Source organism: Pseudomonas sp. NPDC087598, assembly GCF_044743525.1.
Taxonomy (GTDB): Bacteria; Pseudomonadota; Gammaproteobacteria; order Pseudomonadales; family Pseudomonadaceae; genus Aquipseudomonas.
Map to the genome: position 1 here is coordinate 131,097 of NZ_JBIUWQ010000004.1, position 13,291 is coordinate 144,387.

13 protein-coding genes are annotated in these 13,291 nt (G+C 58.4%); all 13 read left to right on the forward strand.

Translation table 11 applies throughout. The annotated features are described in order from the left end of the window. The first annotated feature begins 107 nt into the window (after window positions 1-107). Window positions 108-2,468, forward strand: coding sequence for a TonB-dependent receptor (locus tag ACIOWE_RS04080; RefSeq protein WP_401387666.1), 2,361 nt, complete (start codon window positions 108-110; stop codon window positions 2,466-2,468). A gap of 23 nt (window positions 2,469-2,491) precedes the next feature. After that, on the forward strand, window positions 2,492-3,835 hold the full coding sequence (locus tag ACIOWE_RS04085; RefSeq protein WP_401387669.1) for an aryl-sulfate sulfotransferase: 1,344 nt from the start codon (window positions 2,492-2,494) through the stop codon (window positions 3,833-3,835). A gap of 100 nt (window positions 3,836-3,935) precedes the next feature. Beyond that, window positions 3,936-4,352, forward strand: coding sequence for a hypothetical protein (locus ACIOWE_RS04090; RefSeq protein WP_401387672.1), 417 nt, complete (start codon window positions 3,936-3,938; stop codon window positions 4,350-4,352). 381 nt (window positions 4,353-4,733) lie between these two features. Further along, a complete protein-coding gene (locus tag ACIOWE_RS04095) occupies window positions 4,734-5,543 on the forward strand; it encodes an energy transducer TonB (RefSeq protein WP_401387675.1) in 810 nt (269 codons plus the stop codon). Window positions 5,544-5,588: 45 nt separating this feature from the next. Then, on the forward strand, window positions 5,589-6,314 hold the full coding sequence (locus ACIOWE_RS04100; protein WP_134176178.1) for a MotA/TolQ/ExbB proton channel family protein: 726 nt from the start codon (window positions 5,589-5,591) through the stop codon (window positions 6,312-6,314). Between the two features lies 1 nt (window position 6,315). Beyond that, the gene (locus ACIOWE_RS04105; RefSeq protein ID WP_003220570.1) at window positions 6,316-6,717 is read left to right on the forward strand and encodes a biopolymer transporter ExbD; all 402 of its coding nucleotides are present in this window, start codon (window positions 6,316-6,318) and stop codon (window positions 6,715-6,717) included. 287 nt (window positions 6,718-7,004) lie between these two features. Beyond that, complete coding sequence (locus ACIOWE_RS04110; RefSeq protein ID WP_042557103.1) at window positions 7,005-7,586, forward strand: alpha/beta hydrolase; 582 nt, start codon at window positions 7,005-7,007, stop codon at window positions 7,584-7,586. Window positions 7,587-7,640: 54 nt separating this feature from the next. Continuing rightward, on the forward strand, window positions 7,641-8,573 hold the full coding sequence (locus tag ACIOWE_RS04115; protein WP_401387677.1) for a sigma 54-interacting transcriptional regulator: 933 nt from the start codon (window positions 7,641-7,643) through the stop codon (window positions 8,571-8,573). Between the two features lie 166 nt (window positions 8,574-8,739). Next, complete coding sequence (locus ACIOWE_RS04120) at window positions 8,740-9,537, forward strand: MetQ/NlpA family ABC transporter substrate-binding protein (protein WP_201236009.1); 798 nt, start codon at window positions 8,740-8,742, stop codon at window positions 9,535-9,537. 702 nt (window positions 9,538-10,239) lie between these two features. Next, a complete protein-coding gene (locus ACIOWE_RS04125) occupies window positions 10,240-10,905 on the forward strand; it encodes an amino acid ABC transporter permease (RefSeq protein WP_008083580.1) in 666 nt (221 codons plus the stop codon). Beyond that, complete coding sequence (locus tag ACIOWE_RS04130) at window positions 10,886-11,545, forward strand: amino acid ABC transporter permease (RefSeq protein ID WP_401387682.1); 660 nt, start codon at window positions 10,886-10,888, stop codon at window positions 11,543-11,545. The genes ACIOWE_RS04125 and ACIOWE_RS04130 overlap by 20 nt, the downstream gene beginning before the upstream one ends. Further along, on the forward strand, window positions 11,542-12,324 hold the full coding sequence (locus tag ACIOWE_RS04135) for an amino acid ABC transporter ATP-binding protein (RefSeq protein WP_401387685.1): 783 nt from the start codon (window positions 11,542-11,544) through the stop codon (window positions 12,322-12,324). Before ACIOWE_RS04130 ends, ACIOWE_RS04135 begins: the two co-directional genes overlap by 4 nt. Beyond that, the gene (locus ACIOWE_RS04140; RefSeq protein WP_401387688.1) at window positions 12,321-13,193 is read left to right on the forward strand and encodes a transporter substrate-binding domain-containing protein; all 873 of its coding nucleotides are present in this window, start codon (window positions 12,321-12,323) and stop codon (window positions 13,191-13,193) included. The genes ACIOWE_RS04135 and ACIOWE_RS04140 overlap by 4 nt, the downstream gene beginning before the upstream one ends. Window positions 13,194-13,291: the final 98 nt, after the last annotated feature.

The following is a 13,291-nucleotide window of genomic DNA, read 5'->3' on the forward strand; positions in this document are numbered from 1 at the left end:
AAAGGCAATCTCTTATGCAGTAAATATTTGTAAATCCATAAATAAATAACTTAAAAGAATATGCAGCGCTGACGATGTCTGTGTGTTTTTTGACCAGGAGCCGCGCCATGAGTCCGTTGAACCTCGCGTCACCCCTAACTCCACGACGGCTCAAACGCCTGCCTCTGGCCCTGTTGCTGGCAGGGAGCGCCAGCTGGACTCACAGCTACGCCGCCGAATCCGATACCCCTGCGCCAGTGCCGGCCGGCAAGCCTGCGGCCAACAGTTCGCAACTGGAAACGGTGACGGTCACCACTCGCCGCCGCGAAGAAAGTTCGCAAGATGTGCCGACGCCCATGAGCGTAGTCAGCGGCCAGAATCTGGAAACTCAGCGGGTCTACCGCATCCAGGATTTGCAGCAGCTGGTGCCGAGCGTCAACGTCGCCTACATGCACGCCCGCCAATCCAGCGTGTCGATTCGCGGGCTGGGCAACAACCCGGCCAGTGATGGTCTGGAGGGCAGCGTCGGCCTGTACATCGACAACGTCTATCTGGGCCGCCCGGGGATGGCGGTGTTCGATCTGATGGACATCGAGCAGCTCGAAGTTTTGCGGGGGCCGCAAGGCACCTTGTTCGGCAAAAACACCACCGCCGGGGTGATCAACATCAGCACCCGGGCGCCGACGTTTACCCCTGAGCGCAGCATTGAAACTTCGGTTGGCGAGGACGGTTACTTCCAGACCAAGGGCACAATTTCCGGGCCGCTCAACGATCAACTCGCCGGGCGTTTTTCCGCCTATCGCACCCGCAGCGATGGCGATATCAAGAACGAATACGACGGCCATGATCTGAACGGTGGCTCGCGGGTCGGTTTCCGTGCGCAGTTGCTGTTCAAGCCCAACGAAGATTTCAATCTGCGCTGGATCGGCGATTACAACGAAGAGGATTCCAGTGCCGGTACTCGTGTGCTGTACAACACCGGGCCGACCATCAACGGCGTCAATCTTTACCAATCAAGGGCCAATGCCGCAGGTGCGACACTGGTTAACGGCTCGCACCGCAAGGTCAATCTGGACAACGATCAGCACGTCACCGTGCATCAGGGCGGCACCTCGGTGGAGGCCAACTGGACGTTGCCGAGCGACTTCACTCTGACTTCGATCAGCTCCTACCGCTTCTGGAATTTCACCCCGCGCAACGACGACGGCCTCAACGTGCCGGCGAGCTACAACGCCGGGGTGTCGGTGGAAGACAAACAGTATTCGCAGGAATTTCGCCTGGCTTCGCCGAAGGGAGAGTTCTTCGATTACGTCGTAGGCGCGTACTACTTCGGCAACAATCTGGACAACAAATCCTTCGCCTATTACGGCCCGCAAGCTGATATCTGGAACGGTACGCCGGCCGGTGCTCTGGCCAACGTCACCAGCGTCGGCAACGGCCACATCAAGACCGACAGTTTTGCCTTGTTCGCCCAAGGCACCTGGCACCTTACCGAGCGCCTCGACTTCACCGCCGGAGTGCGCGGCACCTATGAAGAAAAAAGCGCCTGGGTCACGCGTAATGCCCCGGTCGGCGGTGCGACTGTCGCCGGTGCTGCCGCAACGGCACGACGCGGGCGTGCCGGCGCCTATGACTCTGGCGATCTGAATCAGTACAGCTCCAGCCCGTCCGGGTTGCTCAACCTCAGCTACCGGATCACCGATGATGTGCTTGGCTACGCGACGCTGTCCCACGGCGAAAAATCCGGCGGGGTCAACCTCGCGGTGGGCTCGGCTCCCGTGGCCGGCGCCGACTCTTTGTTGATCGGTACCGAGCGCGCCAACAACGCCGAACTCGGTTTCAAAAGCACGCTGTGGGATCACCGCCTGCAGCTCAACGCCAACGTGTTCTGGACCCAGGTCAACGCCTACCAGACCAACGCCTACGACGCCGAAAACCGCGTGCAATACCTGACCAACGCCGGTTCCGTGCGCTCACGCGGGGTCGAATTCGAAAGCACCGTGATCCCGCTGCGCGGCCTGACCCTGAACGTCAACGGCTCCTACAACGACGTCAGCTATCTCTCCTACAAAGATGCGCCATGCCCGCCGGAAGTCAGCCAGGCGCCGGGTGCGCCAGCGTCTTGCGACCTCAGCGGCCATCAAGTGGTCGGTGCCTCGAAATGGATCGGCAACGCCAACGGCGAATACAAATGGAATCTGGATAACGGCTTCGAACCTTACGTCACCGCCAGCTATGCGTTCCGCTCGAAAGCCGTCGGCACGGTCGAGGACTCCGACTACGGCCAGATCCCGAGCTATGCGGTGGTCAACTTTTCCACCGGCCTGCGCGGCGACTTCAACCAAGGGCAGTGGGACATCTCGCTGTGGCTGAAAAACGCCTTCGACAAGACCTACTACACGACCCTGTGGACCGGCGGCAACGGCGGCTATGAAGGCCTGCTCGGCACGCCGCGGACCCTCGGCGTCACTGGCCGCTACGACTTCTGATTGACCCTTCAAGGAGCTGCATCATGTTGCCCATCAAAAGCGCTTTCCCGCTGTTGTTGTCCGGCGCGGTGTTGAGTAGCGGAGCCTTCGCCGCACCCAGCGTCTACCCCACTGGCGTCACCCGTTACGACCCAAACAAGGCGTTCAATCAGTACGTGATTTTCAGCGGCGCCGACAAACAGACGCACCTGATCGACATGAACGGCAATGAGGTAAAAACCTGGCCGCAGGCGGGTTTCCCCTCGGCGATCATCGACCCGCAATTGGTTGGCGGCGAGCGTGGGCACGTACTGCTGCAACTGAGCGAAAAGGACCCCGGCAAACTTGGTTCGGCCGGCAACGGTCTGGGTAACCAGAGCGTCGGCGAGCTGGACTGGAATGGCAAAGTCATCTGGCAATGGGGCGACAAGGCCCCGGGTGGCGCGGCGCAACAGCATCATGATCAGCGTCGCTTGAGTAACGGCAACACTGTGGTGCTGGCCAACAAGGTGCACAAGGTCAAAGGCTTTAAAGTGCCCGAGGTGATCGACGATGCGATCTATGAAGTCAGCGCCGATGGCGCGGTGCAATGGCAATGGCTGGCGTCGGAACATCTCAACGAATTCGGCTTCACACCCGAGCAACTGAAACTGGTGCGCGCCAGCGATAATCCGGATTACCTGCACATCAATAATCTCAGCCTGGTCGGGCCGAACAAGTGGTTCGATGCCGGTGACAAACGCTTCAGTCCGGACAACCTGCTGATCGATTCGCGCAACGCCAACTTCATCGCAATCATCGACAAGAGCAGCGGCAAAGTGGTCTGGCGTCTGGGGCCGAATCTGCCTCTGATCAACCCGAAAACCGCGCAGACCTTGCCGCGCCCGGTGGATCAGTTTGTCGGCCAGCATGACGCGCACATTATCCCGGCCGGGTTGCCCGGCGCCGGCAATCTGTTGGTGTTCGACAACCAGGGTTCGGCGGGTTATCCGAACGTGACGCTCGGGCTGATTTCCGGTTCACGGGTACTGGAAATCGACCCGTTGAAAAATGAGATCGTCTGGCAGTACAGCGCGGCCAATTCGAAGCAACCGGGCTGGGCGTTCTACAGCTCATTCATCAGCAGCGCGCGGCGCTTGCCCAACGGCAATACGCTGATTGACGAAGGCATGAACGGGCGGTTTTTTCAGGTGACGGCCAAGGGTGAGAACGTCTGGGAATACGTCAGCCCCTACCTCGGCAAAGCTCCGGGCAGTGACGCGATCAGCAACTGGGTCTATCGAGCGCTGCCTGTGAGTTATGACTGGGTGCCTGCCGGCACGCCGCGCTCGGAAATGGCGGTCATCGCGCCTGCCGTGGGTGTGCAGCAGACCAATGCCAGCCGTTAGCAGAATTGGAATTACTCCTCGAGTGATTGGCAATAAGTTATGAGCGACTTGAATAGTGCTTATTGCAATTTCGTTAGTAAGTGGCGTGGACAATGTTTGAATGTCCAACCATTCTGACTGTCGTGAGTTTCCAGGAGGAAACTTGCTCTCATCGGAAGACACTTATCTCAACGATAAAGGAAATCGCATTATGTCGAGCATTAATGGCACTTATGTAAACGCGAACGCTGGCGCCAAACTGACGATTACCGATGGCAACGATTCCAACGGCACTTTCAGCGGCGCCTTCAGCCAGGGCGGCGTTAACTATGACGTCAGCTACGGGCATTACCATTTCCAGAACAGCACCGGACAGCCTACGATCATCACTTTCGCGGCTCTGAATGAAGGAACCGGTTATCAGTCCTGGACGCTGTTCTCTCCGGATCACAACTACTCTAAAGTTCGTGCAGTGGGATCGCGCACTAATTTTGACGGTGATGTAGTCGGTCTCGCGGGAGAGTTTGTCAAACAGTAATGGTTGTTATAAATCCAGGGTCGATGCATTAAGCGTGCATCGACCTTTTTTATTTGTGCCGGAGAAAGTTTATAAAATATTGGGTTGGTATTAATTGTCACTAAACATCGGGTCATGGATCAGCGATGCCTTACGTGAATACTTTTTATGCCGCGAAAGCATGTCTTTTTACCCGTCACGCTGAAAGCCTTGAACCACGGGGCTTTGCTGGAAATGATCATTTTATATATTCCATAAAAGCCTATGCATAACGTTAAAGATTACTTTCGGAGATAAGCGGCAAACCCAATGATTCACCCATCGACCCGCCGTGGGGGATTCAACAAGCGGTGGTTCGGCAGTTTTTGCACAGAACGTAAAAAGACCGCAGGGAGTGAATCAATGGGCAATGTCCAGACCGCCGCCAGCGCAGAGGAATTGCTGTGGCGTCAGACGCCGAGTGGCGAATTGGTCGATCTCGGCCGACCGCATCGCGTGCCGTTGGGGCAGTTGCGTTTGCAGCGCGCGCCGAAAGGCATTCTGAGTCGGCGCGAGACAATTTTGCTCGGCGTGTTGGCGCTGGTGGTACATGGCGCGGTGATCTACTGGATCAGCCAGAAGCCGACGCCGGTATTGCCGATTGTGCCGCCGGAAATTCCACCGATGACCATCGAGTTTTCGCGCCCGGCGCCACCCACGCCACCGGTTGTCGAGCCGCCACCGCCAGCGCCAGTGGTCGAGCCACCGCCGCCAGTGGAAGACGAACTGGCGACCAAGCCACCACCGCCCAAGCCGATTCCAAAACCCAAACCGGTGGTGAAGCCCGCGCCGAAACCTGCGCCCAAAGCCGTTGAGCAACCACCGGCACCGCCGCAACCGGCAGCCCCGGTTGCGGCGCCAGCGCCCCCCGCACCGCCGGCGCCGGCACCGGTAACTCCGGCCTCAGCCAACGCCGCGTACCTGAAAAACCCGGCGCCGGAATATCCGTCGCTGGCCCAGCGTCGCGGTTGGGAAGGCACGGTGTTGTTGCGAGTGCATGTGCTGGCCAGCGGCAAACCGGGCGAGATCCAGATTCAGAAGAGCAGTGGCCGGCAACAGCTCGATGACGCGGCGCTGAACGCCGTGAAACGTTGGAGTTTTGTCCCGGCCAAGCAGGGTGATGTCGCCCAGGACGGCTGGGTCAGCGTGCCCATCGATTTCAAGATTCATTAAACCGAAACCAAATTCGCGCTAAACGTTTACACGAGGGAACACATCATGACGTTACTGGCATCTCCACTGGAATCCATCGAAAGCGCGGTGATCTGGCTGCTGGTGGTTTTTTCCGTCGCCACCTGGGGGCTGGCACTGCTCAAGGCTGTGCAATTCGGGCGTCTGAAGGCGCAGGATCGGCGTTTTCATAAGCGCTTCTGGGCGGCGTCGAGTCTGGATTCCGCCGCCGAGTTGAGCGAAACCCAACCCGGCGCTGCGGCACGGGTGGCACAGGCCGGTTATGCGGCGATTCAGGTGGGTGAGGCGCCACAGGCCAATGATTTGAGCCAGGCGATCAATCATCAGGATCGACTGGAGCGCGCCTTGCGTCAGCAGATCGTCCGCGAACGGCGTTCGCTGGAGACCGGTCTGGCGGTAGTTGCGAGTATTGGTAGTACGTCGCCGTTCATTGGTCTGTTCGGCACGGTGTGGGGAATCATGGAAGCGTTGAAAGGCATCAGCGCGGCAGGTTCGGCGAGCCTGGAAACGGTGGCCGGCCCGATCGGTGCGGCACTGGTCGCAACCGGTGTGGGCATCGCCGTCGCGGTACCGGCGGTGCTGGTTTACAACTACTTTTTGCGACGTTTGAAATTGACCGCTGCGGACTTGGACGACTTCGCCCACGACTTCTACAGCCTCGCGCAGAAGAGCGCATTCCGCGTGCTGATCCACCCGACCGCGCACAAGGTTGCAGCGCCGGGCAACGCGGCAAAAGTGAAGGAGGCGTCCTGATATGGCCTTCTCCACGCAAGACAGTGACGAGGTGCTCAGCGAGATCAACGTGACGCCGCTGGTGGACGTGATGCTGGTGCTGCTGGTGGTGTTTATCGTCACCGCGCCGCTGCTGACCAACGCGATCCCGATCAATCTGCCGAAGACCGAAGCGGTGGCGCCGGTCGAGCAGAAAGACCCGCTGGTGGTGAGCATTGATGGCGCCGGCAAACTGTTTATCAACAAGGATGAGATTCAGCCGGACTTGCTCGAATTCAACCTCAAGTCGGCCAAGGCCAAGGACCCGGAAGTGCGCGTGCAATTGCAGGCCGATGACGGGGTGAACTACGGGGAGGTGGCGCGCGCCATGGCCTCGATTGAACGGGCGGGGATTACCAAGTTGTCGGTGATTACTGCGCGTTAACAGAATTTACGTTTTTCCGGGGCCGTCTCCTTGGCAGGGTGCGGCCCTTTTTTTATCCGTTTTATTGCCCATACCACCCACCCATGTGGGAGCGAGCCTGCTCGCGAAGGCGTCATTCGCCACAATATCAACGCCGAAGGATGCATCGTATTCGCGAGCAGGCTCGCTCCCACAGGTTTAGCGTTTCATATTCATTTAAGGTCTTAATAAATAGCTTCTTATTCCTTAACGAATATAAATCCTCTCCCTATACTCGACCAGGAACAGACACGCAGGAGAGCTCCCCCATGCGCAACGAATCAATTCGCTACCTGATTGTGCCGGGCTGGCAAGGATCGCCAGAAGATCATTGGCAAAGCCACTGGCAGAACAGCCTGCCGAACAGTGCGCGAGTGGAACAGGCCGACTGGCTGACCCCTCGCCGTGAGGACTGGGTCGCCGCGCTGGCCGAGGCGATTGCCGCCGACAGCACACCGGTCATCCTCATCGCGCACAGCCTGGGCTGCGTCACCGTTGCCCATTGGGCAGCCACTGCGCCGCTGCAATACCTGCGTCAGGTACGCGGGGCCTTGCTGGTCGCGCCAGCGGATGTCGAGCGCCCGACGTGCGCGCCGGCGCTGCGCAATTTCGCGCCGATTCCGACCGATCTGCTGCCGTTCCCGAGCCAGGTGGTCAGCTCCGACAACGACGCCGCCGTCAGTGCGCCGCGCGCCTTGGAGCTGGCGCGCAACTGGGGTGCCGAGGCGGGGATTCTGGCCGGCGCCGGGCACATCAATGTGAAGTCCGGGCATCAGCGTTGGGAACAGGGTTTTGCTTATCTCTATCGCCTGCAAAACCGTATGGAAGACCACGCACGGCGTCGCGCCTGATTTTTATTTTTTTAAACGCCCCCGTCTGCCGGCGGTTCTGGGCGGGAGCCTGCCATGAGTTTTGAAACCTTCGGTCAGCCGTTGCTGACCTTTCCCGATGCGGAAAAAAGCCCCCTGAGCATTCGCGCCAAAGCGCTGGTGTTTGTCGATCCGCGTTCGCGCCAGTTGCGCGAAGAGCTTGAGCAACTGGCGCCTCGTTCGCTCTCGGTATTGATCCGTGGGGAGACGGGGACCGGTAAAGAACTGCTCGCCCGGCACATCCATCGCGCCAGTGACCGCAGTGGCCTGTTCGTTTCGGTGAACTGCGGCGCGATCAGCCCGACCTACGCCGATGCCGAATTGTTTGGCTACGCCGCCGGCAGCTACACCGGCTCGGCCAGCAGTCGTGCCGGCTGGTTCGGTTCGGCCAATGGCGGGACGTTGTACCTCGATGAAATCGGCGACTTGCCGCTGCCGATCCAGATCAAATTGCTCGCTGCTCTGGAAAATCACGAAGTCACCCGCGTCGGTGCGCACCAGCCGAGCCCGGTGGATGTGCGTCTGGTGGCGGCGACCAGCATCGATCTGGCGCAAGCGGTGGACGCCGGGAAATTCCACGAGCGGCTCTATCACTACCTCAGCGAAGGCCAACTGGAACTGCCGGCCCTGCGTGAGCGCATCGGCGACATTCTGTCGTTGGCCGAGTATTTCCTCGGCATTTATAGCCAGCGTCTGGACCTGCCGGTGCCGCTGATCAGCGAAGCGGCGCAACACGCGCTGGAGCGACACAGTTGGCCGGGCAACACCCGCGAGCTGGAAAACGTCATTCACTTTGCGTTGCTGGTGAGCACCGGAGACGAAATCCTCCCGGAACACCTGAACCTGCCCGAGGTGTCTGGGACGCAGGCTCAGATCGAACGGCTGGTTGCACAAATCAACATCGGCGGCAGCGTCGACGAACGTAAGGCATTGAAAGATTTACTGTTGAGCTTGAGTGAGGGTTTGTAACCATTTCGTTCAACATGAACAAAATGGAATATGAAGCTGAATAAACGTTATTGTCCGGGAATAAAAAATCCCGGTATTGTCCGCCTCACGCCAGCGATATCACTTCACTGGCACACGTATTAATGCCGTCGTCGATGACGACCGTGATTTTCGATAAGGACACTGCATGAAAAAGGTTCTGTTGTTTACCGCATTGGCGGCTGCTCTGACTGCTTCCCTGGCGCAGGCCGGCGAGAAACTGGTGGTCGCCGCGACCCCGGTGCCGCACGCTGAAATTCTTGAGCTGATCAAACCGACCCTCGCCAAAGAAGGCGTGGATCTGGAAATCAAGGTGTTCACCGACTACGTGCAGCCGAACGTACAGGTTGGCGAGAAGCGCCTGGATGCCAACTACTTCCAGACCAAGCCTTACCTGGACAGCTTCAACCAGGGCAAATACAAAGACGACAAGGCCAAGTACCTGGTGACCGTGCAAGGCGTGCACGTTGAACCGTTCGGTGGCTACTCGAGCAAGTACAAGACCCTGGCTGAACTGCCGGACGGCGCAACCATCGCCATCCCGAACGAAGGCAGCAACAGCGGTCGTGCACTGATCCTGCTGCAGAAGGCTGGCCTGATCGAATTGAAAGATCCGAAAAACGCCCTGGCGACCCCGAAAGACATCGCCAAGAACCCGCACAACTTCAAGTTCAAGGAACTGGAATCGGCCCTGCTGCCACGCGTTCTGAAGGAAGTTGATCTGGACATGATCAACACCAACTACGCGCTGGAAGCCAAGCTGAATCCGACCAAGGATGCGCTGGTGATCGAAGGTGCAGATTCGCCTTATGTGAACTTCCTGGTGGCCCGTGAGGACAACAAGAACAGCGACGCGATCAAGAAACTCGCCGCTGCCCTGACCAGCCCGGAAGTCAAAGCGTTCATCGAGAAGAAGTACAACGGCGCAGTGCTGCCGGCGTTCTGATCTGACGCTTGAGTGAACCCCTTCAAGGTGTGAAAACGCCGATGGCCAGCGATGGTCATCGGCGTTTTTGTGTACACGGTTCGGCTGTTCAGAAGCATTGTGGCGAGGGGATTTATCCCCGATCGGCTGCACAGCAGTCGAAAAACCATTCCACACGGTTCATCTGCCATCCGATATCCGGGGCCGCTTCGCAGCCCATCGGGGATAAATCCCCTCGCCACAAAAGCACAAGCCAGAAGCAAAAGATCGCAGCCTTCAGCAGTTCATACAGTGACCATATTCCCCTGTAGGAGCTGCCGAAGGCTGCGATCTTTTGATCTTGACTGTGTCAGGCCACCCCGGTCTTCAGCGCCCGGCGCAACGCCACGAGCAATTTCACAATGTCCTGCGGATCCAGTCGCTGCGGCACTTTTACGTCCATGTTGTCTTCCTTGTAATGGTTTGGCCGGGAGAGTCTGGCCAAAAGCTGTTCGTCCTTGGAGGGCTTTCGTGAAAAAAAGATCCTTCCTACAGCGCAAGGGAAAATAGCCTTCTTATTCCTTCCCGGCAAACCCACAAGATAGTTTTTTGGGTGATATCAATATGCTTTAACGGTATTTAAATTCTTGTTTTTATACCTATAAAGTCACTGCCTGCCGGACAGTTACCCGCTGCCCATGGACTGCACGACCGTCGCTTACCGAGCGGCGTACAGGACGTTTCATGACTTTTGATTACGCTTTTATCCTCAGTACCCTGCCGGCTTTTTTAAAAGCTGTGGGCGTGACGCTGCAGGTTGGTTTTATCGCCATCGGCACGTCGTTGCTGGTGGCGCTGCTCAACGCGACGATTCTGGTGTTTCGCACGCCTTACCTGCAAAAACTGGTTGGCTTGTACGTGGAACTGGCGCGCAACACGCCGCTGCTGATCCAGTTGTTCTTCGTCTATTTCGCCTTGCCGGCAGTGGGGATTCAGGTCTCTGGCTTCACCGCCGCGATCATCACCATGACCTTCCTCGGCGGCGCTTACCTCACCGAAGTACTGCGTGCCGGCGTCGATGCGGTGCCGCAAGCACAGCTGGAATCGGGCCGTTCCATCGGTTTGTCACACGGCCAATTGCTGCGCTACGTGATCCTGCCGCAAGCAGGGATTCTCAGCCTGCCGTCGCTGTTCGCCAATTTCATTTTTCTGCTCAAGGAAACCACCGTGGTCTCGGCGGTGGCGGTGCCGGAAATCCTCTACACCACCAAGAGCTACATCGCGCTGTATTACAAAACCTACGAAATGCTCGCCGTGCTGACGCTGATCTGCGTGCTGCTGTTCTTGCCGCTGTCACTGTTGCTCAGCCGTCTGGAAAGGAGGCTTCAGCATGGCCAGTTCGGGTCTTGAACTGCTCTGGGTGTCGTTGCCGCAACTGGCCAAAGGCGCCGGGCAAACCTTGTCGATCTCGTTTCTGAGCATCGCCATCAGCACCGTCGGCGGTGTGCTCTACGGTGTGCTGCGCACGCTTAACGTGAGGTGGCTGAACGCGATCCTGCGTATCTATCTGGAACTGTTCCGGGCGATCCCGGTGCTGGTCTGGCTGTACCTATTGTTCTTCGGTCTGCCGATTTTCTTTGGCCTGAGCCTGCCGAGTTTCTGGTGCGCGGTGCTGGTGTTGTCGTTGTGGGGCGCCAGCGAGGTCGGCGAAGTGGCGCGCGGTGCGTTGCATTCGTTGCCACGCGGGCAGCGTGAGGCGGGGCTGTCGATTGGCCTCAATGCGCCGCAACTGTTCGGCTACGTGCTGCTGCCGCAAGCACTGAAACGCATGACGCCGCCGACCATCAACGTCTACACACGAATCATCAAGACCAGTTCACTGGCGGTGCTGATCGGCGTGGTTGATGTGATCAAGGTCGGACAGCAGATCATCGAGCGCACTTACGAATCCGTGCTGATTTACGGCGCGCTGTTCCTGTTTTTCTTTTTCATCTGCTACCCGCTCTCGGCCGCCTCGCGCGTGCTGGAGCGGCGCTGGACGCAAGCATGAGCGCATTGATCGAGTTTCGCGGTTTCAACAAATTCTACGGCGAGCAGCAGGTGCTGAACGGCATCGATCTGCAAGTGAAGTCAGGCGAAGTGATCGTCATCCTCGGCCCCAGCGGCTGCGGTAAAAGCACGCTGCTGCGCTGCCTCAATGGTCTTGAGGTCGCTCACAGCGGCAGCCTGAAGTTTGCCGGTCGCGAGTTACTGGACACGTCCACCGACTGGCGCGAAGTCCGTCAACAGATCGGCATGGTGTTCCAGAGTTATCACCTGTTTCCGCACATGAGCGTGCTCGACAATTTGCTGCTCGGGCCGCTGAAAGTACAGAAGCGTCAGCGCCGTGAAGCGCAGCAGCAAGCCGAAGCCTTGCTCGAACGCGTAGGTCTGGCGGACAAGCGCGATGCGTTTCCACGCCAGCTCTCCGGTGGCCAGCAGCAACGCATCGCCATCGTCCGTTCGTTGTGCATGAACCCACGGGTGATGCTCTTCGACGAAGTCACTGCGGCCCTCGACCCGGAAATGGTCAAGGAAGTGCTGCAAGTGATTCAGGGCCTGGCCCGTGAAGGTATGACCCTGCTGATCGTCACCCATGAAATGGCTTTCGCCCGCGCGGTAGCCGACCGCATCGTGTTCATGGATGCCGGGCGCATCCTGGAACAGACCCCGCCCGAGATTTTCTTTACGAACCCGCAAACCGCACGCGCGCAGCAGTTCCTGGAGAAGTTCTCCTTCGTTGCAACACTGCCCGAAACGAAACCCACAAAGGAACTGCAACTGTCATGAAAACTGCCGCTTTTTTATTCCCTCTGCTCAGCCTTGCGCTGCTCGCCGGTTGCAGCAAAACCGAAGAAACGCCAAAGCCGAAAGTCGCCAGCGAAAGCACCGCGCCCGCCGGTTATCTGGACAAGATCAAGGCTCGCGACAAACTGATTGTCGGTGTCTTCACCGACAAGCCGCCATTCGGTTTCGTCGATGAGGCGGGGCGCTACGTCGGTTTCGATACCGACATCGGCCGGCAATTCGCCAAGGATCTGCTGGGCGACGAAAACAAGGTCGAGTTCGTGGCGGTGGAACCGGCCAGCCGCATTCCGTTCCTGCAAAGCGACAAGGTCGACCTGATCCTCGCCAACATGACCGTGACCCCGGAGCGCAAGGAAGCGGTGGAGTTCACCAACCCGAATCTGAAAGTCGCGGTGCAGGCATTGGTGCCGCAGAGCAGCTCGGTGAAAAATCTTGATGACCTGGCGACCCGCACCACCATCGTCACCACTGGCACCACGGCCGACATCTGGCTGACCAAGAATCACCCGGACTGGAAGCTGCTCAAGTTCGAGAAAAACTCCGAGTCGCTGCAAGCCTTGGCCAACGGTCGTGGCGATGCGTATGCGCAGGACAATCTGGTGCTGTTCAGTTGGGCCAAGCAGAACCCGGGTTATCGTGTGCTGGACGAAAAACTCGGGGCCGAAGCGCCGATTGCGCCGGCGGTGAAGAAGGGCAACATTGAGCTGCGCGACTGGGTGAATACCGAGTTGGCCAAGCTGGGTGAAGAGAAGTATCTGCTCAAGCTGTACGACCAATACGTGCGTAAGGAGCTGAGCGATGACACCAAGCCTGAGAATGTGATTGTTGAGGGTGGCAAGTGGCAGGGGTGATCCCTTGATTCAGAGGTGACTCTGAAATTGCCTTCGCGAGCAGGCTCGCTCCCACAGTTGTACGCGATCTAATGTGGGAGCGAGCCTGCTCGCGAATT